This is a genomic window from Allobosea sp. P1_A7 (assembly GCF_056406775.1).
Genome location: NZ_JBFTZN010000618.1, coordinates 1 through 869, shown reverse-complemented (window position 1 = coordinate 869; position 869 = coordinate 1). Strand labels below are relative to the sequence as shown.

Genomic DNA, 869 nt, shown 5'->3' with positions numbered 1-869 from the left:
TACCGGTGGTGACGACAATATCCAGGGTGGCGACGGCAACGACGTCCTTCATGGCGGCAACGGCGTCAACCTGATCATCGGCGGCTTCGGCAGCGATTTCATCGTCACCGGCGAGGACGCATCGGAAGCCATTGGCGGCCAGGGCAACGACTTCATCCTCGGCAGCAAGGCCAACGAACAGGATATGGGTAACGAGGGCGACGACTGGATCGAGAAGGGAACCTCTGACGGCGCCCCTGGCGACAATTTCGATCCGCTCGGCAATGACCCGGTCATCGGCAACGACGTCTTCATCGGCGATGGCGAAAACGACAAGTTCAACGGCGAAGGCGGCGACGACATCATGGCCGGCAAGGTCGGCTTGGGCGACCGCTTCATCGGCGGCTCCGGCTATGACTGGGCGACCTACAAGCCCAACACCACCGGCGTCTATATCGACATCTCCGATCGCTTCTTCGATCAACCGCCGGTTCCCGGCGGGTCGACCTCGCTCAGCCGCTTCGACTTCGTCGAAGGCCTCTCCGGATCGGATTTCGGCGATGTCCTCAACGGCGATGACTCCGATGCCACCACCCTGCCAACGGCGGGTGCGACCGGCAGCGTGATGACCAATATCGATCTGATCACCGGCTTGCGGGCCCTGCTTCCCCTTCCCGCCGCCGCGACCTTCTTCGACGGTGGCAACATCATCCTCGGTGGCAAGGGCAGCGACATCATCCAGGGCCGTGGCGGCGACGACGTCATCGACGGCGACCGCTACTTGAACGTGCGCATCAGCGTGCGGCAGAATCTGGATGGTTCCGGTCCCGAGATCGCCTCGTTCGACAGCATGGAGCCGATGGTCCCGTTCATGCTGAACGGCACATACA

General features: G+C 62.6%; 1 protein-coding gene. It reads left to right on the top strand.

Annotation, left to right across the window (positions count from 1 at the left end):
* On the top strand, positions 1-869 hold an 869-nt coding region (locus AC1D34_RS38040), incomplete at both ends, for a calcium-binding protein (RefSeq protein WP_476827087.1).